Origin of the sequence: Bartonella kosoyi (assembly GCF_003606325.2) — a bacterium.
Lineage (GTDB): Bacteria > Pseudomonadota > Alphaproteobacteria > Rhizobiales > Rhizobiaceae > Bartonella > Bartonella kosoyi.
Genome location: NZ_CP031843.2, coordinates 782,952 through 809,067, shown reverse-complemented (window position 1 = coordinate 809,067; position 26,116 = coordinate 782,952). Strand labels below are relative to the sequence as shown.

26 protein-coding genes are annotated in these 26,116 nt (G+C 43.3%); 4 read left to right on the top strand and 22 right to left on the bottom strand.

The genetic code is table 11. From position 1 onward, the window contains the following. Positions 1-4: 4 nt before the first annotated feature. From D1093_RS09910 to D1093_RS03435, 12 genes are read right to left on the bottom strand one after another with little or no spacing between them, the layout of a single operon-like run. Positions 5-4,504, bottom strand: coding sequence for an alanine-zipper protein (locus D1093_RS09910; RefSeq protein WP_167309084.1), 4,500 nt, complete (start codon positions 4,502-4,504; stop codon positions 5-7). Positions 4,505-4,525: 21 nt separating this feature from the next. Continuing rightward, positions 4,526-4,759, bottom strand: coding sequence for a hypothetical protein (locus D1093_RS03485; protein ID WP_120100699.1), 234 nt, complete (start codon positions 4,757-4,759; stop codon positions 4,526-4,528). A gap of 9 nt (positions 4,760-4,768) precedes the next feature. Next, on the bottom strand, positions 4,769-5,902 hold the full coding sequence (locus D1093_RS03480; RefSeq protein ID WP_120100697.1) for a phage tail protein: 1,134 nt from the start codon (positions 5,900-5,902) through the stop codon (positions 4,769-4,771). Positions 5,903-5,909: 7 nt separating this feature from the next. Further along, the gene (locus D1093_RS03475; RefSeq protein ID WP_120100696.1) at positions 5,910-6,923 is read right to left on the bottom strand and encodes a tail fiber protein; all 1,014 of its coding nucleotides are present in this window, start codon (positions 6,921-6,923) and stop codon (positions 5,910-5,912) included. 8 nt (positions 6,924-6,931) lie between these two features. Then, positions 6,932-7,933: a phage tail protein gene (locus D1093_RS03470; RefSeq protein ID WP_120100694.1), complete on the bottom strand. Its 1,002-nt coding sequence runs from the start codon at positions 7,931-7,933 to the stop codon at positions 6,932-6,934. Positions 7,934-7,945: 12 nt separating this feature from the next. Next, a complete protein-coding gene (locus D1093_RS03465; protein ID WP_120100692.1) occupies positions 7,946-8,593 on the bottom strand; it encodes a transglycosylase SLT domain-containing protein in 648 nt (215 codons plus the stop codon). A 17-nt stretch (positions 8,594-8,610) separates the two neighbouring features. Continuing rightward, on the bottom strand, positions 8,611-10,809 hold the full coding sequence (locus D1093_RS03460; protein ID WP_120100691.1) for a hypothetical protein: 2,199 nt from the start codon (positions 10,807-10,809) through the stop codon (positions 8,611-8,613). Continuing rightward, positions 10,806-12,236, bottom strand: coding sequence for a hypothetical protein (locus tag D1093_RS03455; protein WP_120100689.1), 1,431 nt, complete (start codon positions 12,234-12,236; stop codon positions 10,806-10,808). Before D1093_RS03455 ends, D1093_RS03460 begins: the two co-directional genes overlap by 4 nt. Positions 12,237-12,275: 39 nt before the next feature. Beyond that, entirely contained in the window at positions 12,276-13,199 is a 924-nt protein-coding gene (locus D1093_RS03450) for a hypothetical protein (protein WP_120100687.1), read from the bottom strand. A gap of 1 nt (position 13,200) precedes the next feature. Beyond that, on the bottom strand, positions 13,201-13,626 hold the full coding sequence (locus D1093_RS03445) for a hypothetical protein (protein ID WP_120100686.1): 426 nt from the start codon (positions 13,624-13,626) through the stop codon (positions 13,201-13,203). After that, complete coding sequence (locus tag D1093_RS03440; protein ID WP_120100684.1) at positions 13,626-15,083, bottom strand: hypothetical protein; 1,458 nt, start codon at positions 15,081-15,083, stop codon at positions 13,626-13,628. Before D1093_RS03440 ends, D1093_RS03445 begins: the two co-directional genes overlap by 1 nt. A 1-nt stretch (position 15,084) precedes the next feature. Beyond that, positions 15,085-15,792 (bottom strand): phage adaptor protein, encoded by a 708-nt coding sequence (locus D1093_RS03435; RefSeq protein WP_012232363.1) that lies wholly within the window; start codon positions 15,790-15,792, stop codon positions 15,085-15,087. A gap of 65 nt (positions 15,793-15,857) precedes the next feature. Between D1093_RS03435 and D1093_RS03430 the strand changes: the two genes are divergently transcribed. Continuing rightward, positions 15,858-16,166 carry a type II toxin-antitoxin system RelE/ParE family toxin gene (locus D1093_RS03430; RefSeq protein WP_012232364.1) on the top strand — a complete coding sequence of 103 codons (309 nt, stop codon included), beginning with the start codon at positions 15,858-15,860 and terminating at the stop codon, positions 16,164-16,166. Next, the gene (locus D1093_RS03425; RefSeq protein ID WP_012232365.1) at positions 16,147-16,431 is read left to right on the top strand and encodes an addiction module antidote protein; all 285 of its coding nucleotides are present in this window, start codon (positions 16,147-16,149) and stop codon (positions 16,429-16,431) included. The genes D1093_RS03430 and D1093_RS03425 overlap by 20 nt, the downstream gene beginning before the upstream one ends. A 35-nt stretch (positions 16,432-16,466) precedes the next feature. Here the strand turns inward: D1093_RS03425 and D1093_RS03420 are convergent, their stop codons facing one another. The 10 genes from D1093_RS03420 to D1093_RS03375 all read right to left on the bottom strand — a co-directional run bounded on the left by D1093_RS03420 (position 16,467) and on the right by D1093_RS03375 (position 24,256). Then, entirely contained in the window at positions 16,467-16,847 is a 381-nt protein-coding gene (locus tag D1093_RS03420) for a hypothetical protein (protein ID WP_120100682.1), read from the bottom strand. Positions 16,848-16,858: 11 nt separating this feature from the next. After that, positions 16,859-17,239, bottom strand: a complete 381-nt coding sequence (locus tag D1093_RS03415; RefSeq protein WP_120100681.1) for a hypothetical protein — start codon at positions 17,237-17,239, stop codon at positions 16,859-16,861. A gap of 22 nt (positions 17,240-17,261) precedes the next feature. Further along, positions 17,262-18,389 carry a N4-gp56 family major capsid protein gene (locus D1093_RS03410; RefSeq protein ID WP_120100679.1) on the bottom strand — a complete coding sequence of 376 codons (1,128 nt, stop codon included), beginning with the start codon at positions 18,387-18,389 and terminating at the stop codon, positions 17,262-17,264. A 93-nt stretch (positions 18,390-18,482) separates the two neighbouring features. Next, positions 18,483-19,373: a hypothetical protein gene (locus D1093_RS03405; RefSeq protein WP_120102306.1), complete on the bottom strand. Its 891-nt coding sequence runs from the start codon at positions 19,371-19,373 to the stop codon at positions 18,483-18,485. 25 nt (positions 19,374-19,398) lie between these two features. Continuing rightward, positions 19,399-21,417, bottom strand: a complete 2,019-nt coding sequence (locus D1093_RS03400) for a portal protein (protein ID WP_120100677.1) — start codon at positions 21,415-21,417, stop codon at positions 19,399-19,401. Further along, positions 21,402-22,730 (bottom strand): PBSX family phage terminase large subunit, encoded by a 1,329-nt coding sequence (locus D1093_RS03395; RefSeq protein WP_120100676.1) that lies wholly within the window; start codon positions 22,728-22,730, stop codon positions 21,402-21,404. Before D1093_RS03395 ends, D1093_RS03400 begins: the two co-directional genes overlap by 16 nt. Further along, positions 22,711-23,046: a hypothetical protein gene (locus D1093_RS03390; RefSeq protein ID WP_120100674.1), complete on the bottom strand. Its 336-nt coding sequence runs from the start codon at positions 23,044-23,046 to the stop codon at positions 22,711-22,713. The genes D1093_RS03395 and D1093_RS03390 overlap by 20 nt, the downstream gene beginning before the upstream one ends. Before the next feature lie 200 nt (positions 23,047-23,246). After that, positions 23,247-23,516, bottom strand: coding sequence for a type II toxin-antitoxin system RelE family toxin (locus D1093_RS03385; RefSeq protein ID WP_120100673.1), 270 nt, complete (start codon positions 23,514-23,516; stop codon positions 23,247-23,249). Beyond that, complete coding sequence (gene relB, locus D1093_RS03380; RefSeq protein ID WP_120100671.1) at positions 23,500-23,727, bottom strand: type II toxin-antitoxin system RelB family antitoxin; 228 nt, start codon at positions 23,725-23,727, stop codon at positions 23,500-23,502. The genes D1093_RS03385 and relB overlap by 17 nt, the downstream gene beginning before the upstream one ends. Before the next feature lie 94 nt (positions 23,728-23,821). Continuing rightward, positions 23,822-24,256, bottom strand: a complete 435-nt coding sequence (locus D1093_RS03375; protein WP_120101671.1) for a hypothetical protein — start codon at positions 24,254-24,256, stop codon at positions 23,822-23,824. Positions 24,257-24,467: 211 nt separating this feature from the next. Here D1093_RS03375 and D1093_RS03370 point away from each other — a divergent pair, with 211 nt between their 5' ends. Both D1093_RS03370 and D1093_RS03365 read left to right on the top strand, forming a co-directional pair. Beyond that, entirely contained in the window at positions 24,468-25,634 is a 1,167-nt protein-coding gene (locus tag D1093_RS03370) for a tyrosine-type recombinase/integrase (RefSeq protein WP_120101673.1), read from the top strand. 209 nt (positions 25,635-25,843) lie between these two features. Then, positions 25,844-26,044, top strand: a complete 201-nt coding sequence (locus D1093_RS03365; RefSeq protein WP_120100668.1) for a helix-turn-helix transcriptional regulator — start codon at positions 25,844-25,846, stop codon at positions 26,042-26,044. Positions 26,045-26,116: the final 72 nt, after the last annotated feature.

The following is a 26,116-nucleotide window of genomic DNA, read 5'->3' as shown; positions in this document are numbered from 1 at the left end:
CTCCTCAAAAATGACGCGGACGGCTACAACCACGCGCACATAATTGTTCATTACCTCTAGCAGAAGATATGGTGGAGCGTGCAAAACATCCGCTATCTACACCATGGCTCCACCCTCCTCCTCCTGATAACCATCTCATTTCTAGCCTAGCCTGCCCCCTATTCGTTATTTGCATAGGAAACGTGCCCGATAAAAACTGCCAAACATAACCACAACCTTCCTCACAACCGATATGCGAGATCATACGACGATTGGCTGTATCAACGTGACCTCCTGAAGTCTTAGGAGAGGGTGCCTTCTTGCCCGTAATACTTGTTTTGTCATTACTTCCAGACATCGCAGATGCAAATTCCACATCACTTAGTAACGTTTTCTTGACACGCAACATATCTGCTACATGGTCTGTATAGATACGACCCGTTGTGATCGGAACATTATACGCAGAGCGGGTATTTTCACCCGTCCCTGACTGGAGATAAATATCAACCCAAAGATCTGTAGAGGGGTCGTAGACCATTCCCTCTGGTGAACTATAAGGGCGGTGATTTAAACACCAAACTGAATTGGGTAAAATATCCCCTGCCCTATAACCAGACAAGGGGTGACCAGAAATCGTACCAACATCCGCACAAAGCGTATGAAACCCTCCTATCTTGCGCGAATTATTAACGCTGTAACCGTTTGGATACGTAGAGTTTTCTGATACAACAATTTTATGAGAATCTCCCTCCGGTACCAAATAAAGATAATAATCCTTGCCCGCAGAAAGAGACGGCATGCTTATTCTGGCATCTACCGTATAACTTACAACCAAAATATCATGAGTTCGTGGCAAAGTTAAATAGGTTCCTTTTTTCACGGTTAATTGCGTTTTGCCTGTCGCAACAAGAAAAGGGGTGGAAATTGATAAAACCGTTAAATGAGACTGTTTTAGAAAAGTGTTTATCTTTTCTGCGAGATTTTTTGCTTGTGTGGCTACTGTATGAGCTGTTGTCGCTGTTTCCAGAGAACTCTTGATACCACTAAGCTCTTTCTTCATTGTATCGGCGGTTGTTTTGGCTTCTTCGGCTGTTCTTTTCGCTCTATCGGCGGTTTCCTTGGCTTTATCAGCTTCGCTCTTGGCTTGATAAGCTTTTGAATCTGCTGCTTCGGCTTTTTTCTTGGCTTCGTCTGCATATGTCCGCGCTAAACTTACGGGGGCTTTAAAATTCTCAACCACTTGATTGATATCGATAACCCTACTCACCGCAGACGAGGCTATTTTCTCTGCATTTTCTGCTATTGACCGCGCCTGTCCTGCTTCATGTTTTGCATAACCTGCTGTATCTTTTATAGCCTTTACCGCATCATTCGCCTCATCTGCCTTTGACCATGCTGTATTGGCTGTTTTCTTAGCTTCTTCAGCCGCTCTCTCCGCAGATTGGGCTATGGACTTCGCACTCTCCGCTAATTCCTGGGCTTTCCCTACTTCACCTTTAGCTTCATACGCGCGGTTATCGGCTTTCTCCGCTATCTTCTTGGCTTCTTCACCTGCCATTTCCGCTAAGCTTGCTGTAGTCCTAGCATTATCTGCCACTTCCTTCGCGTTGTAAGCTGTACTACTAGCATTATAAGCTATATTTTTTGCTGATTCTGCCTCACTACGGGCTTGTCGCGCATCATGTTCAGCGTAGCCTGCTTTTTCCTTGGCTTCATTAGCTATTTTTTGTGCTTCTCGCGCTTCTGTTTCTAAAGAATCTGCTTTTTTACCCGCTGTTTCTGCGGCTTTCTGTGCTTGTTCGGCTATATATTTTGCATTACCAGCTATTTCCTTGGCTTTGTCTACTTCACCCTTGGCTTGATAGGATTGTGAATCTGCTACTTCCGCTTTTTTCTTGGCTTCGTCTGCATATGTCCGCGCTAAACTTGCTATAGCCTTAGCGTTATCGGCTACTTCCTTCGCGTTGTTAGCTGTACTCCACCCTTGATGAGCTGTGTTGCCTGAATTTTCCGCTATCTTCTTGGCTTCGTCTGCATATGTCCGTGCTAAACTTGCTATAGTCTTAGCGTCACTTGCTACTTCCTGCGCTTTATTGGCATTACTCCATCCCTCATGAGCTGTACTTTTTGCCTTTTCTACCTCACTGCGCGCTTGTGCCGCCTCATGGTTAGCATAACCAGCTGTCTGTTTGGCTTCTTTTGCTATCTTTTCAGCTTCACCCGCTACTGTCTCTACCTGTGATGCCTTCTTTTGTGCACCATCAGCTACCTTCTTTGCCTCTTCGGCTATAGACTTCGCACTATTGGCTACTTGTTTGACACCATCCAAAGCACCTTTCGTTTCTTCTGCTACCTTCTCTGCTGCTTCCGCTTTACTCTTTGCTGCTGTAGCTATACCCTTCAACGCCTCTGCATCAACCTGCCCTGACCTCTCTCCTGAACGCGCTGCTGCCTCTGCCGCTGCTTTGGCTTCAGAAGCTATTCGCGTTGCTTCGGTTGCACTCTGGTGCGCTTGCTCTGATTTTGTCTGCGCACTATCCGCAGAATTTTTCGCTTCCTCTGCTAAGTTCTTGGCTTCACCAGACTTCATTAATGCTTCTGAGCTTTGTTGGCTTATCTCCTCCCCCTTCTGCTTGGCTTCATTGGCGGTTGATAATGCCGTTTCCGCTAATCCTTTAACTGCTTCAAGGGTTTTATTCGATTCATCAAAAGCATTCTTATTGTCCTGAACAAGTTTCTTTGCCTCTTCTGATAATGTTTTAGCTTTCTCAGCACTCCCCTTCGCATTATTGGCTGTGCTAGACGCCATATCCGCCGTTGTTTTCGCAGCGGTTGCTTCTCTTAAAGCTTGGTCTGATGTCTTTTGCGCCTCTGTAGATGCCGTACTCGCTTTTTCTGCTAATCCTTTAACTTCTTCACAAAGATTCTTTACATCATTCACTGAGGTTAGCGCTGTAGACGCTTTCTCTTTCGCATCACGCGCTTCTGTAAGCGCATTGGTGGAGGCATTTTTGGCTTCTGTTGCTAGCTGCTTGGCTTCTTCACAAACTCTCTTACTGTCTTGCGCAACTCTCTCGGCTTCCTCTGACTTCTTCTGAACCGCTTCTGCTAAACTTTTGCTGGCTTCCCCACCTTCACGGACCGCTTGTCTATCCGCTTGCAATGCTTGCTCTGCTGTGACCTTCGCTTCGTTGGCTATTCTAGACGCTTCAGACGCCTCTTGTTGTGCCTGCGTGGCTGTCAATGTTGCTCTATCTGCTGTACTTTTCGCGGTTTCTGCTAAACCTTTTGCTTCTTCTGAGACGCTCTTCGAAGAGCGCGCTGTTTGGTTGGCTTCATTCGCTAATCTCTCTAAGCTGTCCGCTTTAGATTGCGCATCGCTAGCCTCTCTTACAGCTTGCTCTACTTTGGCTGTCGCCTTATCAACGGCGCTTTTCACTTCCTCCGCCAAACCCTTCGCCTCAGATGCCGTTTGCGAAGCTTGTTCCACACCTGTTTTCACCGTTTCTGCAACTTTCTCAACTGATGCAACGGAGGCTTTAACTTCATCACAAGCATTCTTTGCCTCTTCCGACATCCTTACCGCTGTCTCTGATTGTGATTTGGCATCTTTCGACGCTCTCAAGGCGTCATCGGCTATCTGTTTGGATTCTCCCGAGAGTGTCTTAGATGCCTCTGCTATCTGCTTGGCGTCCCTTAAATCCGTTAATGCTGTCTCTACTGCCGCTTGTACTTGTGACGTTGTTTTTGTAAGTTCTGTAATAGAAGATGTCGCCCGTTCCGATAACCCTTTTGCCTTTTCCGCCATATCCTTGGCATCATCAGCTGTCTGTTTGGCGCCAGCCGCCTTAAGACTGGCTTGCATGGCTACAGTCTTAACTTCATGACACGTTGCTACCGCCGTCGCGGATACTTGCGTCGTCTCTGTTGCTGTTTGTGAAGCTTCTCTTGCTGTTTGTTCTGCACGGGTTGCAATGGTCTTCGATTCATCAGCTAACCTCTTGGCTTCGGTCGAGATATTAACGGCATTCTCACTTACCTGCTTAACCTCTTCAAAACGTTGTAATGCCGTAGCCAATGAACCTTTCGTACTATTGATTTCCCCTGAGGCTCTATCGACTGCTGCTTTTGTCTCTTCTGCCATGTGCTTCGCAGCATCAGAAGCATTCTTGGCTTCTTCTGCTAAGCCCTTCGCTGTATCCGCTGTCTCTTTCGCAAGACTAGCCGTTGTCGTTGCTGCTGTAACCGCTTCACCCGTTTTTGTAACTTCGCTAAGCGCTTGCTCCGACACCCTCTTCGCTTCTTCGGCAACCTGTTGCGCTCCATTTGCACGTGCCATGGCTTTTTCAGACTCTTGCCTTGCATTGACAACCTGTTCTAACGGCGCAAAGGTTTCATACGAATACAAAGATGCCGTTCCTAAAAGCTTCGGAACAACAACACTATCTTGCGATATCCCTTCTCTGATTTCCTCTTGTGTTGCTACCGGTATCAAATATTCATGACTATGATCGGGTATCTTCATCTGCTTTCCTCCTTACATCTTTCAGAGGGCTTCATCCAATGAACACTCTTTCAAGTCTTCAAACTCTTCTTTTAAAGACTCTAAGCGCTGCTCTAAATCTTTCAGCGAACCATCAAGCTCGCTTTTCAAAGCTGTTTTCAGTAAATCAAAAACACCATGAAGAGGGGCGTGCACCAAGCCTCCTCCCGAATACAAAACAACCCGTACTTGAGACGGGTCGCTAAGCTCTGATATGGCAAACGGTTTTAATGACATTTCAACTCCTCATGTCTTGATCCCATAAACGATACTTACATTAACCGGGCGCGTCTCAACGCCACCAACACTCTCTGCCATAAGGTGATGTTCATGATGCGCTCTGTCATGGACGCCCTCTTTGATCGGCGTCGAATAATATAAAAAGTTCGCAAAGGGGCTCCGGATAAACCAAGGCAAGCGGGGCGGCTTATCTTTATCGGTAAACCAAAAGGGAGCCTCTACCTGTGGACTTCCTGCTATTTGGTCAAATTCTTTATTACAGCTTGCCAAGGCATCCCCATCCAAGCCTAAACACTCTTCGTCTATAGCTCTCTTGCGCCTTCTCAAGGGCGCTTGAGAAGAAGAAACATCCCGTCTTTTTCGAGAAGAATGATCACCTGAAGACTCTGGACCAATAAAATGTTCATGGGCTTTCAAAGAGCAGCCTTGTTGACTTGCAAAAGAACGCCAAGGGTCTAAATTGCGTTCATAGTCCATGCCCCTTAAAAACATCCCTCGAAAATCAGGAACATTAAACGTCGTAGCACCATCCCCTTGACCCCACGTCGTTCCTATCGCCTCAAACAACGCTCTATAACTGCTTCGCAAATAAGCACGCCCATCACAGACTAACCAGCCTTCCGGCAAGCGTTCCATTGCAAAAGGACCGATAAAACCAGACGGTAGGCGTTTTAAAGAAGAAACTTTCTCTCTTGTGGGATTGAGAATTTGCCAACCGGTTATATCTTCATCGTAAATAACGGTATAAAGACTGCCATCTTGAATTTCGCCTCCCGTTAAAGCTAATAAACCAGTATCTGTTGCCTTGTAAACGGGCTTGCCGGCTAAATTATTCAAAGCAATCGTGGTCGCCCCTACATTCTTACCCTTTGCTTTAAAACAAAGCGATATCCCATTCTTATACTCTAAAAAATGAGAGGGACTTTGAAGTCGTATCGCACTTGTCTTTTGTTTATCATCAACCGTAACAATCCCTTCAAGCATTCCACCCGTATCAAATAAATGTTCACGTATCCTTTGCATCATAAAACGCGCACTATTATTAACCGTGTTCGGATGTTGTCCTTCTGACCAATTAATCAGATTATCCGCACCACCATTCTCGGAGGCGCTTAAAGACCAATCATAAATCGTCGACATCTTAACCTCACGTCTTGATCGCAAACACAACACTCATATTAATCGGACGTGTCTCACTGACACCGGAACTTGCCAACGCAACATCACGCATATGAAGGTGTGTATGAGGAAAAGCTAGCGAATGACGAACCCGTATATCCTCTGCTCTCACCCCCAAACGTTCGGCTAGCTTTAACCTTTGCTGGTCATTAAGTGCATAACCCCAGATGATCGTCATATCACCATACCAACTCTCTTCCTCATTTTCATCATTAAAAATCGTAACGGTGTGACCCCCATGTTCATGCTTTCTTATCGCGTCTTTCTGTAAAGTCCCCAAATAACGAAAACGGTCTATCTCGCGGTCATCATCAACGCCACGCAAAAAAACACCACGCAAATCGGGAACATTAAAATGGGTAACACTATCACTGCCCCCCCACCTGATCCATATCGCTTCATAAAGTGCAGGATAATCACTGCGCAAATAAGCCTTGCCATCACATAATAACCAGCCCTCCGGCAAAACTTGCATCCCAAAAATCCCTATCGTCCCTGCAGGATAAACGGGGAGAATCGGCTCTGGTGGTAAAGAAACCGGCGTAGGATTTAAGACATGCCAAGCATCTGCTCTATAGACCAAGCTATAAATGCACCCCTTTTGAAATTCCCCTCCCGATAAAGGACTGATGCCTAATTCCGTCGCCTTGTAAACGGGCTTGGCGGATAAATCATTCAAAGCAATCGTGGTCGCCCCTACATTCTTGCTCTTCGCTTTAAAACAAAGCGATATCCCATTCTTATATTTCAAAAAACGCGATTGGCTTTGAAGTCTTATCAACGTTGTCTGCTGTTCAGCATCAACCGTAAACGTGCTTTCAATCACACCACTCGTATCCGATAAATACTCACGCACCCTTTGCATCATAAAACGAGCACTATTATTCACGCTACTAGGGCGCTGTCCCTCTGACCAATTAATCAACCCATCACAATACGCATTCTCAGAGGCTCTCAAAGACCAATCATAAATCGTCGACATCTTAAACCTCATGTCTTAATCGCAAACAGAACACTCACATTGACTGGACGCGTTTCGCCTTCTCCAGTGCTTTCCAAAATAACTTCTTGAGTCTCATCAAAGGAATAGGGGGTTGCAACGTGACTCCCTAAATTATCACGCTCTATGCCCATAAAATTTGCTAGAGCCCCTCCTCCAAACAAGCCTAGACGATAACCTAATACCTCCGTCGTATTCCCATCCCAAAAGTTTTCGTTGCTGGTAAAATGAGGCATCGAAAGGGCTTGACCTTCATGTTGGTGAGACTGGATTAAATCTGTCTGAATACTTCCAAATCGACGATTGGGGTCTCGATTACTGCCACCATCAACTCCCCGTAAAAACATTCCTCGAAAATCCGGAACATTAAATGTCGTTACACTATCTCCTTCTCCCCAAACCGTTCCTATCGTCTCAAATAAATCGCGATAGTCACGACGCAAATAAGCCTTCCCATCGCAAATTAACCAATCTTTTGGAACATCACGCATACCAAACGTGCCTATAAATCCAGTAGGATAAAGACTGCTTTCTTCTTCTCTTGGCATAGGGGTAGGATTAACAAGATGCCAATAATCTTCACAAGACACCACTGTATAAACACACCCTTCTTGGAGTTCCCCTCCCAATAAAGGACCAACCCCTAATTCTGTTGCTTTATAAACCGGCTTGCCATCTAAAGCATTAAGGAACATCGTGCTTGCCCCAACATTCCTGCCCGTTGCCATAAAGCGCAAAACAATCCCATTCTTATACTCTAAAAATTGCGATTGGCTTTGAAGACGTATCGTGCTCGTTTGTTGAACATGGTCATTGGTAACAATGCCTTCAAGCGCTCCACCCGTATCGGATAAATATTCCTTTACGCGTTGCATCATCACACGGGCGCTCTTGTTTACACTGCTAGGATGCTGTCCCTCTGACCAATCAATTGAAGCATCACAACGCGTATTATCCGCCGCTCTAAGCGACCAATCATAAATCGTTGACATCTCTCATGAATCCTAATTTCGGTAAAATGGTCCGTAAAATGCCCGCATGAATGGCGTCATCAAAAGATTATCATCTTCATCACTCTCTTCTTCTAAAGTTTCTTCTTGTGATGCTAATAATGCCCTCAAAACCTCTAACAAGTTGGCTCTATTGCCAAAGCCCCCCCTTGCTATAGGACTTGCCCTATAAGGCTGCCCTCCGTACATCTGTAACACACGGTTAACAAAATCACTTGCACGCATGCCGCTGTTGCCACCATTCAAACCAACCGCATTGCTGCCAACAATTTGCGCTGCATTGGCATGGGGATTTTGCAAAAGACGTGCGGCTCCACCTGCCCCTTGTTGATGGGCTAAATACAATTCCGCATCAGTAGGCGCTCTTCCCAATACACGGCTTAAATGATTGCGATTATCAAGGGTCAACCGCCCCATGGCATCGGCTGCCTGCATGGGGTCAAAACGGTCTTGCAAACCATATTGTTTGGCGGTGCTGTCTATAAATTGGTACAACCCACCCGCAGATGAACGTGGATTCCTTGCATTGGGATTGCCGCCACTTTCAACTTGCGCAACACGGTATAAATAGCTTTCGGGCAAACCATATCGCGCTGCTGCTTGACGGATTGCTTGATCGACTGAAGGATTATAACGAGGCATAGCTTAAATCTCTTCCCTTATTCAAATGCACTCAGTACATTCAATTCCTCTGTTAAGGCTTTCCCTCCACCTCCAAACAAAGCAGCAGATAGTTTTTTCACCCATTCTTTTGTAGCGTATCCCTTTTCTTGCGCTTTAATCATATCTTGAATGAGCTTTGCAATTTTATCATTCGGAATCTGTGTCCCCCCTGTTAACAATTTGACAACATCTTTTTCAATCCGTTGACGCTCTCTAGATGCTGCTTGTTTGAAAGGAATCCAAGAGGCTTTCACCGCTGCTCTTCCTGTTTGAAAGGCGGCATCACGGGTACTCGTTGGTATACTGACATTATGGGTAAAAGATATATCTTTATCTGCTATACGATTTGGTATTCTGTTATAAATATCTGCATAATTAGCTTCTCTATCAACAACCTTCTTAACAGCAGAAGCTTTATCTGCTCCATAAATCTTTGCAAATCGTTCATACAGATCATTCGTACCAAAAATCTCCTTTGCCTTGGAAACTTGATCTCCTGCTTGCCCCATACCTTGTAAAAGTTTTGCTCTTGATCCCTTTTTAAAGTATTCTTGTTCTCCCTCTGATAATTCATCAAAAGTTTTACTGAATTTATCCTTATTAACTGACTTTCTAAGAATTTTGGAACCTTCATCCATAGCATCTACATCTGAACTATATTGATGATATAATGCCCGTCCCTTCTTATATTCAGACGAGATATCATCCATAAGCTCTAATAACTTTTTCTGAATGCCTACTAAACTACGAACTTGGCTATTATCTCCTTGTTTCTTTTCCGTCCTTATCATTAAATCGACAACCTCCTTAGTCTTATGAAGAGCCCCCATGTTTGGTTTCTCCTTAAGGAGACTAAATTTTTGAGAAGAAAACGGACTAACGTTGTTGCCATCCGTAATAAACCGCTTTAGTCCTTCATCATAAGCTTGTTTGAAGTATGGACGCTTCATTAATTCATTAAGAGCACCATAATATTTTTCTCCTATCGGCGTTTTCTTGGCTATTTCGTAAAGAGTATGTGATTCTGCTTCTCTACTCGCGATAAGATCATCTTTTAAACCTGTGACATTTTGACGAGGAACAAAGTGTTCATCTGCTGCCTGATGAATACGCTCCCCTCCTCCCAGCGCTCTCTGCCCAGCTCTTTTAGTCAAATCAAGATAAGCTCCTTGGTTTCTTTTCGCGATATCAAAAACAAGATCTTGTAAAAAAGGACTATGATCAGCTACATAATCGGTAGAGACCGCATTCTTAAAAGATTTTCCTAGATCTTCAGAAGCTTCATTGCCTAAATGTTTACTGATTGCTCTTAACGTATCTGTTGCAACACCTTCCTTATGAGAAGGAGAAAAAAGTCTTCCTATTCCACCAACAGTAGAACCAGCCAAATGACCTAAAGCACTTCCAACGGCTGTCCCTGCCGCTCCTAAACCTGCACCAGTTGCTGTACTTGTAAGTGTATTCCCAAGCCCTTCCCCTTCTCCTGCACCGTGTAATGCACCAGATGCTGCACCTACTTTAAGTAAATGAGGCAACGTTGTTTTATGCGTGATGCCTAAAAAAGGACTTGCAAATCGACTTGGTGGTAACTGACCTGCTTTTAAGAACAATTGACCTAACTTTGACCCTGCAAGACTATTTGTGAGTCTAGGCGCTACAAAGCGTGCTCCTGAGGCTAACGCTCCTGTCCCTAAAGTTGCAAGTGAAGGAATTGCCGCCCCTAAAGCATTTCCGGCAAAAGAAGTCCAATAATGTTGATCATTCATCCTACGATAATAATCACGTATTCTATTGGCTTCTTTCTCATATTTCTCTCTGGCTTGCTTATCTCTAGAGAACCAATATTTTCCAAACCCCTTCAAAAAAGCCAATATTGCCAAATCATCATCAGAATCACGTCCTGCCGCTGTGAGCCCTGCAATCTCATCATCTAAATTAAAACTCAAACCATGCTTTAAAGAGTTCAAAAAAGCTTCACTTTGCGTGATTTCGGGATGTTCTGCTTCTTCCTCATAAGAATTATTATATAAAGGATAGTCGGCTACATAAACATCATCACCAAGTTCAAGAACTCGATCTCCTGGTCGATAACGTTTACCTGAATTGCTGGGATTAAGAGGATAATCGGCTACGTAAACATCATCACCAAGTTCAAGAATTCGATCTCCTGGTCGATAACGTTTATTGTTTATCATCTTTTTGCTCCCTTATATACTGGATGACCATTATAATTAACTATTGTTCCAGGAGGATAACGATCTAGCTCTTCTCTGCTGCTTATAATTGGCAAGCTTGCACTACCTCCTTGTGACATCGGTGAATCTACAAAATATTTTTCAGAGATTTCTTGGGGGGTATCTATAGGTTGACCTGTTAATGCATTGTACAGTTGAAGATCATTATGCCTATTGAAAAAATCAAATGCTGTTTTAATTATTTCGAAAGTATTCTCTAATTCCTTTTTATTACGCCCAACATCCAAAGAACCAAACATTGATGATAGCGCTTTACTTTCAAAATCTGATATAGCACCAGCTCCTACTGTTCCGCTAGAACTCATTGATTTTAGGTTCTCAAATACCGTCTTTAGAACACTTCCTCTAATGCCCTCCAATAATTTTTTTAATCTGTACCCTTCACCTCCTCCAACTCCTTGCGTGAGCCACCGCACAAACGCGTTAGATTTACCTTCATGAATGAGTTCAAAAGCAGCTTTCAGATCATTTAAACCAGCTCTCAACTGCTGCTTGGTGGTGAACATATTTTTTATCCTTCTACCCTCCCATTCTTTCTGTGCTTGTAGCTTCTGCTTATATTCAAGTTCCTGCATAGACCCCTTAACCGGTCTATATTCAAGTTCACCTGTCTCTGGATTGGTATACGATTGAAAGCCTTCTGGGGCCTTACCACCTGTTAGCAAAGCACTAAGCATTTGGGGGTTGCGTGCCATAACCCGCGCTTCTTCTTCACTGTACCCTTTGGACTTTAGATACTCGACGGTCTGATTAACCTGTCCTCTTTGTTTATCGCCTTCATTAAGACGCTTCACACCACTTGCAAGCGCATCCCATCCTGAACCGTCTGATGAAGATGCTGCCATACCTGCAAAAAGATCTTGAAGCTTCTGATATGCATCTGATTGAAAAAACTTATAAGTATTAGACTGTAAAAATTTCTCTGCATCTGTCGGTTCACGAGGAGGTGTTTGAGAAGCAGGCGCTAATGGCTGTGCTTGGGGGACATCAACTTTAGGTTTAAGATCTTCTGGGGCTTCCTCCAGTGCATTTAGCAAAGGTGGATGTTGATCAACTCCAAGAGGCATCTCTGCTCCAGGAGCCGTATAAGGAGGGAATTGTTTTTGTGGCAACTGTAAATAGGGGTTAGATGGTGTATGTGCTGTCTCTGGCATCATCAGACCTTCGATGGCTGATCCCCCAACAGTAAATGCAGCGGTTTTTGGGTACTTTGTTACGAATTTTCCCACGGGGCTCTTTGTTATTAATTGTCCCAACCTGTTCGCCCCTGTAACCGCTTTGGGAGCAATATATCTAAAAATATGAGGCGCAGCTCTCGCTGCCATAGAACCTGTAAATAATAATGGAAATAATAATGGAAATGCCATCACATTCTCCTACAAAACTATTCTTTAATGATTATACAGCTATTGTTTCTCATTCATGTACTTTAAAAAAGCATAGGGGGCTCCTGCTGCTAAAGCTGCTCCCATTGGACCACCTGCCATGTAACCAAAAGCCATAGGGGCTGCCTGAAGTGCCAGAGAACCTATAACTCCTGCATTTTTCCACGGGCTATTACCTTGCATCTTAGAGCCTGACATATTATTCGTTGTCGTACCGTAATTTCTTGCAAAACCATGACCGGCGTTCATAAGCATATTCAACCTATTCCAGCCGCTATTGTCTTGTTCCATCCAACGTTCACGATTGGCATCAACAACTCTCTGATTGTGGGCATCAAGTACACCTCCCCCCTGTATGGCATTGGAATAGGCATTCCCATAACCTTGTAAGAAGTTATTGGAGGCTCCCAATTGATTTTGATTGGCTTGGTCTATCATGGCATTGGCTTGCATCATATTCTGAACATCTTGATTATATTGGTTCGCTGTCGCACTTGTCGACAAAGCACCAAGTTCATTTGCCAATACCCCTGTATGTGCACCGGAGCCATAACGACCTGCACCGGCAAAAGAGCTGTTAATCGTATCTCTTACACGGTCTAAGCTATTTTGTAAGGCGGCATTAAAAGCGGGATTCTGTCCAACCATAGCACCCGAAGCCATGCTTCCAAGATTATTGGCTGCCGACGTTGGATTGTAGACCGTATTCATCAAAGAACGGTTTTGATAATGCTGAGGTATGCTGCCAAGACCACCAATTCCATAGCGCGTTTGATCACTTAATGGGGCTACACGAGGTCCCCCATAAACATTACCACCCGCCCCTATATTATATAGATTATACGCATCCCTGCCACCACGCTTAAATACATCTGCCATCCAAGAAGGAGGTGCACTTGTCTGCACCTGCTTCTGTTCTGTCGTTGCTGGTGTTTTGCTCCCCATGTTATAATTCCTTCCTATAATAAAGCATCGTTATGCCATAACCTTGTTTGTTTAATGCGCGCTTCCAACCTAAGCGTCCTAAAATCTCTATCTCGAAAGCGCCATTCTCACGCGCCCAATCCTCTACAAATGTCAAATTGTCAACTTGATCAAGAACACCCTTCCCACTACATTCACAAATCAGTGCGCGCTTCTTTCCTAAAACTGTCTGCTGTATCTGTGTTGTAACCGCCGCTAAAAAGCGCGCGTCATCGTCCAAAACAAGCCATAACTGTTTCTTGCCACTGCAAATCGCTTCAATAAGATCTTGCAACGTGATTTCATGTTTAAAACGTTCCACATATGCTCTAAAGGATGCAATGATGTCTTCCAGATAAGGCGCTATACGCTCCATATCCCAAGACGTGGTCAAATAGACTTTTGCCATTACCCTCTGCCTAAAGGACGTAAATCAACATCAAACCCCGTAATTGCCGTCCAAGGTTCATTTTTAGGAATGCGTAATTTAAAGCGGTGATAACGATTGCGCGAACGTCCGTGATAAGCACCCGTAGCATAGGAACATTCTCTCTCCTTGTGCCATGTGATCGGCGTCTGATGATTGCGAAGACGACGTTCTCCGATACTTAAAAGACCTTGCGTCGTATCAACTTCGGCAAACATTTTTGTGATAAAGTTAAAACTTCCATCCGGTGCCCCCATCTCTTGCGAAACAACCGTTGCCTCCATCGGTGCGCCCGTAAACATAACAAGACAATTGTTTTCATCAAAAGCACCAAGCATGGGTGCGCCACTTTGCCAACGGGGGCTGTCTAAAGAAGCAGGCAAGGACTCAAGATTGATCGAGATCTCATCTAACTGTTCTAAAGTATAACCTGTCGTAAATACGGGAAACAATGTGAAAGGCTTTCCCTGTATCGTCGACCATTTCTGCAAGCCCCAATCATAAACAAAGGTCGTTTGCTCGTTATTACCTCTCTTTAAAGACCAGTAAATCCGATTATCAACGGGGTCTATCACTCCTTGCATATTATCAAGAGCAAATTTATCAAAGGTTTTAAAAACCGTTCTATCAACTTTCTCAAAGCCTATTGGCAAAAGTTGACCATCAGCACTCATCTGATAAAAGCCACCATCACCAGCAAAAAAAGCATCACTGCCTCGACAAGCTATAGAAGCTGCACTGCGCGCTCCGCGCTTATCTTGGATCTTTTGAAAAGCAAATACAATTTTAGAACCCGGAACAAAAGTTCCTGCATAAATCGCAGAACGCATAAAAATGAGTGGATTGCTCGATTCCGTTGCCCCTTGAACGTATTCTCCATCTGGAAAATCTTGAAAATCACAATCTTTCTGCTTAACTGTCCAATGGGTTGCATCTTCCAAACCAGACCAATGAATGCGATTGGGATGATCTGTCAATTGCATCAAACAAACAAAAGGTCCCCAAACCTTCACCAATCCGGCTTTCGGTGGATTGCCTCCTAATTCTTCAAATCGTTCGGAACTATGGGTATGAAAGACTTGCGGTTTATCATTTTTATTGACCGCAATAACTCTCTGACCAAACAAGGCAAATGACCATTGATTATCCTCATTTGCCTGATAGGTCACACCGCTTTGGCTTATGTCTTTCCAACCCTGCGTTTGACTATCATAACTATAAAGCTTTTTGGCTCCTCCTACGATAATCTTAACCCCATTACCACTTCGAAACGCTATACACCCCAAAGGCTTTTCTCCCAAAGGAGCCGATACTACCATTGCGCTAGGCATAGGAATATAGCCTCCATCTGCCGGTAAAACATTCACAAGTGTATCCGTAAAGCTGCCATTGACGACCGAAACATCGGGGCGATAATCAGCGATTGGAAAATAAACCATTTTAGAAATCCGTTGGAATTATGCGTGTGACGTTATGACGTTTGGACGTCTCTGCACGCAATTCATGCAACTGCTCGGTAAAGTCATTATAAGCTGCCGTTGCACAATCGGGTTCTTTAAGGATATTCTTGTACAACTCATATTTTGCACGCGCCTTAATCAGATCAAACGCGTGCACAAACCATAGATGCTCTTCATCAACACGCTCTATCTCTGATAAACGCTGTGGAGAGAGTATGAGTTGAATCTGATAGGCTCTGTCCGGTGTGGGATAAAGATGCAGTTTCCTATCAAAATAACTGTAACAAACCGGTGTTCCTCGCTGCTCTGATGATAACGAAGACTCTAGAGAAAAAGGACTCCTGTGCTCTAATTCAATCTTATGATGTGGATCAGAACAAAGATAAACGCTCCTTATTTTGACAGCTGTTTCAATATGGCGGGTGTCCGTTGCATCATAAGCGCCTTGACCCGCCCGTGTTTCAAACACCACATCACGGCTTTCGTTAAAGTAAAAAGTTTCCCTCTCACAAAAACGAATAGCAGCAAAAATACTTTCTTGGATTTGTGCTACATACTCGTCCGTAATGTCATCAATCTCATCTTGGATAACAGACACCATGTGTGAAAGCGTTTTTCTATGGTGATAAACATTTTGACTAGCCGGTATTGGTCCGCCTGTCCTAACCCGAATATAATGACGCGTCATCAAAATACCTTTCTGTAAGGAATATTATTATTGACATTACACATCATGTGCATTACAGTGCACTAATGATATTCATTCATAAAACGATAGAATTTGATAATTGGCTTAAGAAACTCAAAGATAAAAAGGCTAAAGCGATTATTCTTCAACGTGTTGTACGCTTAAAACAAGGACTTTTGGGTGATGTTAAGTTCTTCAATAGCATAGGTGAAGTACGCATCCACTATGGTGCTGGTTACAGAATTTATTTTACCCAAAAAGGCTCTGATTTTATCCTTTTGTTATGTGGTGGAGATAAATCAACGCAGCAAAGGGATATCGAACAAGCGTTAAAGTTAAAAGAGGAGTACAGTGATGAAAACAACCCCATTTAAACCAGAAGAATATCTTGAAGACATTGAAGTACAACAAGCATTTCTCAATGAAGCCTTCAAAACTGGTGATGCCGCTCATATAGCGGATGCCATTGGTATCGTTGCTCGCTCTCAAAATATGCGTGCTTTAGCAAAAGAAACCAATCGCGAACGCAGTGGATTATATCGCTCCTTAAGTAAAACGGGTGACCCCAAGCTTTCTACTTTAGTCGCTGTCTTATCTGCCCTTAACCTGCAACTCTTTGTACAGTCTTCTACTTCATAAACTGAAGGAGAGTTAATAGATCTCTCCTCTCAATTTCAGTGATTGGTTACGAATTCAACGACTATACTTGCTTGACCAGCTTGGACTGTTTTATCGGCTTTGGCATAAAGCGTGACCTCTTTATCAAAGGGAACAAACTCCTTCTGATTAGAAATCGTCGCTGCTTTAATACCCGCTTGTTTGATCTCTAACTCACCAAATTCAGTCCCGCCAGCAGTGCTGCCTATTTTGACCTTTGTGTCCGAAAACGCTGTCTTAATAAACGCCTTGATTGATGTTATTAAAGCACCACGAGGGAGAGTGCCTATCTTCATTACGTTTTCTTTATCTTGGTAACTAAAATTAAGACGCAAGAAGCTTACCTGCTGCGTATGAAGGTTTCTCCCCTGTAAGGGTTCTGGTAAATAATCTGCCATATCTTGTCCCCTTAATGATTTGCCACAAATTGCACGACCACAACACACTCACCAGCATCTGTGGTTTTATCTCTTGTTGCATAAAGGGTCATTTCTTTATCCTCTGGAGCAAAAACCTTTTGGTCTGTTGGTGTAAAATCTTGTGTGGTTTGGGCTTTGATATCTTTTTCGCCAAACTCATTGCCCCCATAGCTGCTGCCAATCTTCAATTTTGCTTCGGAAAATGCCGTCTTCACAAACGTTTTAATTGAAGTAATCAAAGCGCCACGAGGCAAAATTCCGATTTTCTCTGTAAGATGCTTCTCTTTATGTGAGATATTCAAACGCAAAAAGCTTACCTGTTGGGTATGAAGATTTCTGCCCTGTAATGGAGGGGGTAATTGATCTGCCATGTCTTGTTTTCCTCCTTAATGTTTACGCTGCGGCTTCACCGCTGTAGGTAGGAATAACAATCGTTCCAAAATCTTGGGCTGTCTGTCCACTATTTGGCATTTGGAAACGAGTTTTCTTCATTCCTATCAAAGTTTTTGCTGCAACACCAAATTCACGTTCATAATCAAAATACTCTTCTTTAAGGGTGTAATTTGTTGCACTATGATTTTTCCCAAAACCTATAATTGCACTCTGCGCTCCTAAGAACACCGCACGACGCACGCTTTTGACCGCTGTATGATCTGTCGATTTTACACCATGGGTAACATGAATAGCTTCGCGTAAAACAACACCATTATACATACCAAGAGAGCCATCAAAGATTGGGTTCTTCGCACGAGAGGTTGCATAAACCGATTTTTGAATATCTAACCATTCTCCAGCAGCGGTATTGGTTCGCAATTGCATTACTTGGGTTGGGTGCAAATAGAGAACATAAACATCATCACCATTGACATGGACGGGAGAAATTTGTGGATTAGCAAGCTTTGCTTGTTTAACCGCTTCATCAATCAGCTTCAAACTAAAGCTATGTTTGGCTTTATCGGTAAGATCTTCATCCTTGGTTTTTGCATCGGGACGAATAATCCGTTCACTGCTTGGTGCCATGATTTCATTAAAGCCATAATGAACCGGTTTAATGTACACTTCTCGACCATCAACACTGATTGTACGCGCTGTATAACCACAAACCTGCAAAAAGAACATGATGCTTAAACGATTAGCATACCAGCGAACCAAACCCTCTTTGGCTTTTTTGCGTAAATTCGGGAGGATTCTCTGTTGATCAATCGAGTCATCATTGGCAACACGCGCCGCATGTAAAAGCTCATTAATCACCAACCGATCATTCATAAATTGAAGCGCTTCTTCATTGCCCTCTAAGGTTTCACCTTGCGTGACACCATCTCCAAACAGATTGACCAACAAACTAAATGTAACACTATCCCCTGCACTCTTATGGGTTTCGTTATAAAGCTGGATAATACTGTTCGAACTTTTGCCAATCAGAGGGGCTATTTTCGTCGCTTTCAAAACTTCATTGCTTAACTTCTGTGACCACAATTTCACCGATTGCGGATCATGAGTCCCTATATGTGTTGTTGCCATTTTTTGTTTCACCTTTCTTTGCTATAAAAAAACCGGCTTTAAAGCCGGTGGAAAACCCGCATCAGAGGCGGATTATGCTGTAAAATCTATTGCCTAATCGGGGTCTGCACCCATAATTTCATAAAAACGCGCTTCATTCTTCGGATTGGATATCCACACATCAAATTCCTTCTCTGACATATCGGATAGAGTTTGTTTAGTCATTGGTCCAGTACTCCCTCCTCCACCAGATGCCGTTAAGGTTCGCGCAGAATTCTGACGGCTTTGAAGCGCAGCAACTTGATCATTGGCTTGGACCGCTTGGTTTTGATAACCAAGATTTTGCGCTATCCTATAAAGCTCTTCTGCTGGATTAACCCCTTTTTGTGCACAAGTCGCTACAATTGTACGTAGTTCATCCCCTATAATCGCATCTATCGTACTTTTTTGTGCATAATTCGGATAAACAGAAGACCATGCATTCAACTGCTTTGCACGCGTCTCATAAAGAAAATTTGCTGCCGCATCAAAGTCACTGTATTTATCTTTGATAGAGGTCACAGAACTTTCTAAAAATTGATTCAAATGTCCATTAAATTCTTGGGTTTCAATGGCTTGTCTTTGCACATCTTGCTGTGCACGAATATACGCATCTTGCTCTTGAAGCTTTTTTCCCATCCAACTCATATAACCAATAATGTCTTGTGTAGGATCTGGAGGTCTGCTTTCCCCTTCAGCCATTGGCGCTTGAGATTGAGGTTCATAAAACTTAGTAAGTGCTTCACGGGCTTGGTTGGCTTGCTGTTCTGCACGCTGCTGCTCTATACTAGGAACGATTTCTGAAGGCTTTTCAACGGGCTCTGCAATCGGCTCTGGAGGTGTTGCATCATGACTCTCAACCGCCTCCACCTCATGATCAACATCAAAAGAGCTCTCATCATCATCAAAAACCGGTGCTCCAACCCTATAATCTTCATTCATACCTTCATTCATCACTTCGTTCATTTCTGCATTCATTCTCTAACCTCTCTTAAATGCTTCTTCCCCTGTACGTTGCGGCTCTCTCCCGCATAATCTGATTTTGCGCTCGTTCATTAAGAATACGCTCCCGTTCAAGCTCATGGCGTTGTTGCATCAATTCCGCTTCCAATTCCGCTCTCTTTTGACGCATGACCAATTCAATCTGCTTGCCTTGCAAATCCATCTGTTGCATCTGGCTTTTGGTCGCAATATCCTGCTGCTTTTCTTGCAACTTCATTTCTTGTTCTGGATTCATTTGCTGTTGTTGGGCTTGTTGTGCCATTTGCTGCTGTTGCATCTTCTCGCTTACACGATTGAGTAATGACGCAGGCAATGGCGAATAACGAAGTAAATCAAGCATGATATCCGGTGTAACGGCATTTTGAAGCAACGGTAACAGCTGCGTGATAATACCAAAGGTACGCTCTTTTTCGTTCGGGCTGGTGGGTGCATCATCCACCACAATATCATAATCAACACTCATCACCGCTTCACGGGTCAACGGAATATATTGCGCATTCTCCTCTCCCGATATCCGGACTAAACGACCATCAGACAAATAATTCTGTATAAGGTGCAAAATGATCTTGCCCTGCCTTTTGCGATACAAACGCAAACCATCAAACAAACAAGCAAGCAGGTTAAGACTGGATTGACGCCGTTGTGCCTCTAAAATCCCTGCTTGTGAAACTTCTCTCGTTCCAATAAACTCTGGTGAGAGACCTGTAACTTGATTAATTGCTTCTTTCGCTTCATTAAACAGTTGGAAAAAGCCGGTTGGAAATTGCGCTACGGGTTTGGGTTGTATCTTACCCCCTGCCAAAGCACCATTTTTCAAAACCGTAATACTATCTACCCTGCTCCAACTTTTTACCGCTTCTCTCTCATCTTCAAACGCTCCCCTCTCAGCCATAATCCCACCTTTGGATTGGCTATTGAGAATATGCATAACTTGACTAAAATATTTATTCGCCCAGCGTTGAGGGTCTTTTGTCGGTCTTACAACCCCATAAAATTGCCGTTCTATCTTATCAAAATACCCCGTGATACACTCCCAACCCAACTGACCCGCTGGAACCAAAGGTTGATCAGGGCATTCAAGCAGTTTTCTCCCTAAAAAGGCGCGTTTTACAACCTTTTTATTGAAAGCCGCCCCTTGGATATCGGGCATCATGCATTGGAGCTGCTTAAACTCCTCTTCGCTGTAATCACGCAATTCTCCCGTTTCCAAATCGGGTGCCTTGTAATATCGTTCGCTTTCAAACCAACGACATTCCACAAGCGTAACCATCCGTCGACCGTTTTCAACATCAATGCCCTTCTCATCATCGTAAGCTTCAAGATCATTATGATGAACGCCTTCATAAGCAGCCCCATCACGCGCCCAATCAGCACTCAGTTCACTCCAATGGACTTTTGGAAACATTTGCTTGGCTACGTCTAATGGCTTGCGGTCGACATACCACATGCGTTGTGCATCCGTTAAATTCGGTTGCACTGCCGCACTATCCCAAACCATTTTCAAAGGGTCTAAACGCGTAATGACCGGTTCACCATCAAGACTATTTTCGTAATCAAGCCGCGTATCTGTCCACCCCATACCGCAGATGACAGCATCTTGGAAAGCATCACTATCTGCATATTCAGCATGTGCCATATCGCGAAACCATTCTGCCGCTCCTGTAAGCAATTCACTTGGCAATGCCTTGCCTATTTGACGGGGAATAAATTGCACTTCGCGCTTATTATTGCGTTCTGAACCCACAACAGCATTCACAAGTGGGGCAATGCGATTAAACGTCATAACGGGGCGGCGTTGCTCTTTTAAAGCCGCTAAATCTTGATCATTCCACTGATCACCATTGTAAAATTGAAAATCCTCCCTTGCGTGTTCACGCCATTTGTTCACATGCTCCACATCTTCTTTGTACCAACTGACTAACTTGCGAAACAAACCTTCTGTTGACAGATCTGAGATGTTGCTCTCTTGCTCTAAATGCTCTTCATCATCCATCATTCTGCCATCCATGACGTGCTTTCATAGGCTTCTCTACCGCTATAAGCTGGTCTCTTCTGTCTCTGCATTGGCTGTTCATACCCCACACACATTAATCCAAAAGCATCTGCACCATGACTGGACCAATCATGTTCTGCTCCCAAGCCAATATTACGCTTCTCATCCCATTTCTCATGATACCAATTCAGTGCCTTACGCCCCGCTACTGTCGTCTCCTCATTGAACCAAACAGAGGGTAGAATACGTCGTACTGCCTCGATACGCATTTTGACAGCACCAGCCCCTTGATTTGGTATCACTTGCGTTTCAAAACCCGCATCATTTAAAGCACTCTCAAAACTCACATTGTGCACACGGTCTCTGGTCGCACCATCATGGGGGAGAACCATCAGTGCCTTCTCATAGCCATTGTGACGCAACCAACCGATATGCTCCGATAACGGCTGTCCTTGCGCTTCGTAATAATCAAGCACTCTGATCTCTCTCCCTACAAATTGCGCTATCCATATTGCTGTGGCATCTGCCTTAGCTCCCGTGCCCCCAATATCCCAAAAAGCCCGTATCTGCATTAAAGGATCACGCGCAACACGCCCTATCCGCCCCTCTTGCTCCGCTGCCAACATTTCTTTTTGATAGTAAGCGCCCTGAACCGCTGTAAGATAAGCCCCTTCCCATATATGCTTATAGGTTTCTGGACGATTTCTAAGGTCATCAAGCCGCGCTTCATTCAAGATCTTGGGAAACTTCGGATTGTCTGACCAATTAATCTCCACACGCTTAATGGATTCATTGTCTGAAAAGCGAAACCGCCTTTCAACCGGTGCATTGTCTCGCAACGGGTTCCATGTGACCCATAACTCTGCACGCCATCCCTCTCCCTCTTCACGCAACGTTGGAATGAGTGTCTGCCAAGCTGTTTCTGTTACCGGCTCTGCCTCATCAACCCAACAAAGCAAAATACGCCCCATGGATTTGATACTGGCTATATTACGGTCCAGTCCAGAAAACTGAAAAGCTATACGACCATCATTTGACTTAATCGAAGCCTCTCCAACCTTGTAATATTCGCTTAAAAAGTCATGGGCTTCAATGGCGCGCTTAATCTCCTCCAATGAACTTTCTGCTAGCGAATTTTGAAACTGACGTGCACAAAGAATAGTCCCTGATATTCCCTGCATACCAAATTGATAGCCTTTTAAAGCAGCCATCAAGGCAAATGATCTTGTTTTACCAGACCCTCGTCCACCCCAAGCCGCACGTACCAAAGCATCCCCTGCAAAAATAGGGATAAGTTTTGGTACAATCTTAATCTGTCTTGTCGTCATTCATTGTTAAAGGAGCAATTTCTACACGCCCTATGATCTTAATCGCCCCCCCATCTTCACCCGTCACTTGCAAAGGCAAGATCTTACCAAGCAACGCTAAATAAGCCGCGGGGCATCTTATTGCCTGCTTTTCGAGATAAGAGATTAACCCCTCTTTCCCATACTTATTGCCTGCCAATTCAGCGGCTTTAAGAATTGCTTCTTTCAAAAGACGTGTATTCTTATTGGGTACACCTTTGACACGCCCCATTCCTGCCTTAGGGGGTTTATATTTTTTCTTTGTTTGAGAAACCTGTTCTGTATTTTGTGATGTCATAAAATACACCCTCCAGATAATAAAAAACCCCGCAAATGCGGGGATTTTTGACTGTACATTTCCCTCTCTAGACACAATACGCCTAAGTACAGCAACGTCATTAAATACGATTTGCTACACTTTGTCAACATAAAAATAACACATATTGATAATTTCAAAGGAGATCAGTTATAAAAAGCTCGCAAAAAATAACTTTTGCTTTAGCCTTTATATATATTTTTTCTATGTCCAACAGCTAAAACTAACACAACAAGTTCCTTATCATAAAGATCGCAAAGTATTCTGTAATCTCCTACACGATATCTCCATAAACCCGATAATTGCCCTTTTAAGGGCTTACCTATTGCACGTACATCTTCAAGAGGGGCAACGTGTTGATCTAAAAAATCAACAATCCTCCGTGCTTCTTTTTTATCGCATTTTTTTAAAAAACTAAGAGCTTTTCTTTCATATCTAATCGTCCAAGCCAAGCTCTTTCCTCACCTCTTCAGAGCTATAAAAAGTAGCTTCTCCTCTTCGAACACGCTCTCTTACTTGTGAAGCTAAATAATAATCCTCAGCTTCCTCGATTCCACGTTCAATAATCTCACGTAAATAAAAAGACTTTGTACGACCTGTCTTAGTTGCTAAATTATTCAAACGTGTTTCAAGTTCGCTAGGCAATCGAATAGATATCGTCATAACGCAATCCTCATCTTTGTATTCACTGTAATACAAAGATAACGTCTTGTCCAGAAAAAGGTTTCACGTCATTCTGCAAAAGCACATAAAACAATTACCATTTACTTTTTTGATCAAAATAGTTCTGAAGCGCATTAAGAGCAATGCGCAATGAATTCACAAGATATGGTAGCATTTGATCTTCTATAACGAGATGATTTATCGCGGCATAAAGATTATACTGTCTATAGCGCTGTTGCGCTTCTTTTAGTGCCTCTTGCATGTTGATAAACTGCTCTGTTGCGAATGCTACCCACTTATCTCTTGCCTTATCATCAGATGATGACGGCATTTCGTCATAAATCGCATTAGGCAAGCCTTTTGCACATAGATAATCGTTTCTTATCTGTAAGTACTGTTGCGCGGCGTCATATTGCTCTTGTGTAAGCACACCTTGCAAACAAAGCCGCCCTATGTAAGACCCAGAAAGTGGATTTTTTGCCTCGTATAGGGTTAAACCGAAGCGTTTTGCACGCATTTCTATTGCCAATTGATCAACGGCTTCACGGGGTGCTTTTGCACGTGATCAACACACTGATTTATAATGATAATTCACTGTTTTGTATGTTGAATGAGAGTCTCGAATAACGTAGGATTCTCTCATTTCAAATCTGTGTATGTTGTATCAATCAAAACCACTCATTTGCACATAACAAGTGGGATGAGTGTGTGGATCAAATTTGTATAAGAAAGGAGTAAAAATGGTCCTTATGAACCGTCTTAATGCAAGATCTGTAGCAACATTGGGGGCTGGCAAATATAATGATGGTGCCGGCTTGCTTCTTCATAAGCGTAAAGATGGAGGTGCTCAATGGATTTATCGTTATACCCTTCACGGGCGTCGTCGCGAAATGGGATTGGGAGCGTTGCGAGATGTTTCTTTAAAAAAAGCCCGTGAATGTGCAAATCAATGGCGTTCTGTTTTACGTGAGGGGCGTGACCCCATTAAAGAACGCGATAAACAAAAGCGTGAGACAATAAGCAATCTCCATTATTTAAAAGATATTGCCGTGGATGCTTTTGAAAGCCATAAAGCTGAATTAAAAGGGGATGGGAAAGATGGAATTTGGTTTTTACCTTTACGCCTTCATATTCTCCCTAAATTAGGCTGTTTACCCGTTTCAGAAATTACGCAAACAGAGATACGCGATACCCTTGCCCCTATTTGGCATACAAAAGCTGGAGCTGCTCGGACAGCATTGATGCGTCTCAAACTTTGTCTCAAACATGCAGCTGCTTTGGGTTTGGATGTTGATTTACAAGCAACAGAAAAAGCACGCGCTCTTTTAGGAAAACAACGTCATAAGATCACTAATAGACCAGCAATGGATTGGAGAGATATACCCGCTTTTTATAAAACACTTTGCCAAATAACAGCTATAACACAACTGGCTTTGCGTTTGCTCATCTTGACAGGCGTTCGTACACATTCCTTACGTTATATTCATAAGGATCAGATTGATGGGGATATATGGACTATTCCTGCTGAGAATATGAAAGGAAGGCGTGATACAACAAAAGAATTTCGCGTACCCCTATCTTTAGAAGCTCTAAAAGTGATTGAACAAGCCAGTTGTATCTCTAAAAGTGATTTCATTCTGTCTTTTTCCGGTCGAGGTCCCCTTGCTGAGAATGTTATGTCAAAATATATGAAAAAAAATAAACTTGATGCCTGCCCGCATGGCTTTCGTTCTAGTTTACGCGATTGGCTTGCTGAAACAACCGATGCCCCCTATGAGGTTGCTGAAACCATTCTAAGTCATACGGTAGGCGGTAAAGTAGAGCGTGCCTATCGTCGTACTGACTATCTAGAACAGCGCCGTGTCTATATGGATAAATGGGCGGCTTATGTCACTGAGCAATCTTAGGATATGGGGTAATTTACCCCATCATCTGTGGATAACTTTCTCTCTCTGTTTTCTCATTCTCTCTCAATAAGACTCATAAATTATCACATCAGAAATTATATGATAATATACTGTTTTCTATAAATAAAATACCTTCAAAAATAAACCAAAATGTGCTTAATAAATAGGCATGATTTGTTTCTATTTTTTGAAAATAAAAGGATTTTAGAATGACTGAAAATGATATTCTTTTAACTGACCGTGAAAGTGCACAATTGCTTCATATGAGTGTCTCAACTTTCCGCCGTCATGTTACCAATGGCTCTCTCCCAAAACCTTTAAAATTTGGTTTTTTATCGCGTTGGTTACAATCGGATCTTCTCAATGTAATCGAACAAGCAAAACAGCAACGTCAAAGTGACGCAGCATAAAAAAAACCTTGTCACGTAAGGACGGACAAGGCTTTCTCAAATTCACAATCCTAGAGAGTGCACAACCCATCC

Coding starts and splice junctions, on each gene's coding strand:
- D1093_RS03485 (WP_120100699.1), bottom strand. CDS start 4,759: ATGTCATTAAAACCGTTTGCCATATCAGAGCTTAGCGACCCGTCTCAA.
- D1093_RS03410 (WP_120100679.1), bottom strand. CDS start 18,389: ATGGCAACAACACATATAGGGACTCATGATCCGCAATCGGTGAAATTG.
- D1093_RS03415 (WP_120100681.1), bottom strand. CDS start 17,239: ATGGCAGATCAATTACCCCCTCCATTACAGGGCAGAAATCTTCATACC.
- D1093_RS03400 (WP_120100677.1), bottom strand. CDS start 21,417: ATGGATGGCAGAATGATGGATGATGAAGAGCATTTAGAGCAAGAGAGC.
- relB (WP_120100671.1), bottom strand. CDS start 23,727: ATGACGATATCTATTCGATTGCCTAGCGAACTTGAAACACGTTTGAAT.
- D1093_RS03425 (WP_012232365.1), top strand. CDS start 16,147: ATGAAAACAACCCCATTTAAACCAGAAGAATATCTTGAAGACATTGAA.
- D1093_RS03420 (WP_120100682.1), bottom strand. CDS start 16,847: ATGGCAGATTATTTACCAGAACCCTTACAGGGGAGAAACCTTCATACG.
- D1093_RS03465 (WP_120100692.1), bottom strand. CDS start 8,593: ATGCCTCGTTATAATCCTTCAGTCGATCAAGCAATCCGTCAAGCAGCA.
- D1093_RS03475 (WP_120100696.1), bottom strand. CDS start 6,923: ATGTCGACGATTTATGATTGGTCTTTGAGAGCCTCTGAGAATGCGTAT.
- D1093_RS03430 (WP_012232364.1), top strand. CDS start 15,858: ATGATATTCATTCATAAAACGATAGAATTTGATAATTGGCTTAAGAAA.
- D1093_RS03390 (WP_120100674.1), bottom strand. CDS start 23,046: ATGACATCACAAAATACAGAACAGGTTTCTCAAACAAAGAAAAAATAT.
- D1093_RS03370 (WP_120101673.1), top strand. CDS start 24,468: ATGGTCCTTATGAACCGTCTTAATGCAAGATCTGTAGCAACATTGGGG.
- D1093_RS03365 (WP_120100668.1), top strand. CDS start 25,844: ATGACTGAAAATGATATTCTTTTAACTGACCGTGAAAGTGCACAATTG.
- D1093_RS03470 (WP_120100694.1), bottom strand. CDS start 7,933: ATGTCAACGATTTATGATTGGTCGCTTAGAGCGGCGGATAATACGCGT.
- D1093_RS03395 (WP_120100676.1), bottom strand. CDS start 22,730: ATGACGACAAGACAGATTAAGATTGTACCAAAACTTATCCCTATTTTT.
- D1093_RS03440 (WP_120100684.1), bottom strand. CDS start 15,083: ATGGTTTATTTTCCAATCGCTGATTATCGCCCCGATGTTTCGGTCGTC.
- D1093_RS03450 (WP_120100687.1), bottom strand. CDS start 13,199: ATGGGGAGCAAAACACCAGCAACGACAGAACAGAAGCAGGTGCAGACA.
- D1093_RS03455 (WP_120100689.1), bottom strand. CDS start 12,236: ATGGCATTTCCATTATTATTTCCATTATTATTTACAGGTTCTATGGCA.
- D1093_RS03480 (WP_120100697.1), bottom strand. CDS start 5,902: ATGTCGACGATTTATGATTGGTCTTTAAGCGCCTCCGAGAATGGTGGT.
- D1093_RS03435 (WP_012232363.1), bottom strand. CDS start 15,792: ATGACGCGTCATTATATTCGGGTTAGGACAGGCGGACCAATACCGGCT.
- D1093_RS09910 (WP_167309084.1), bottom strand. CDS start 4,504: ATGAAGATACCCGATCATAGTCATGAATATTTGATACCGGTAGCAACA.
- D1093_RS03445 (WP_120100686.1), bottom strand. CDS start 13,626: ATGGCAAAAGTCTATTTGACCACGTCTTGGGATATGGAGCGTATAGCG.
- D1093_RS03405 (WP_120102306.1), bottom strand. CDS start 19,373: ATGAACGAAGTGATGAATGAAGGTATGAATGAAGATTATAGGGTTGGA.
- D1093_RS03460 (WP_120100691.1), bottom strand. CDS start 10,809: ATGATAAACAATAAACGTTATCGACCAGGAGATCGAATTCTTGAACTT.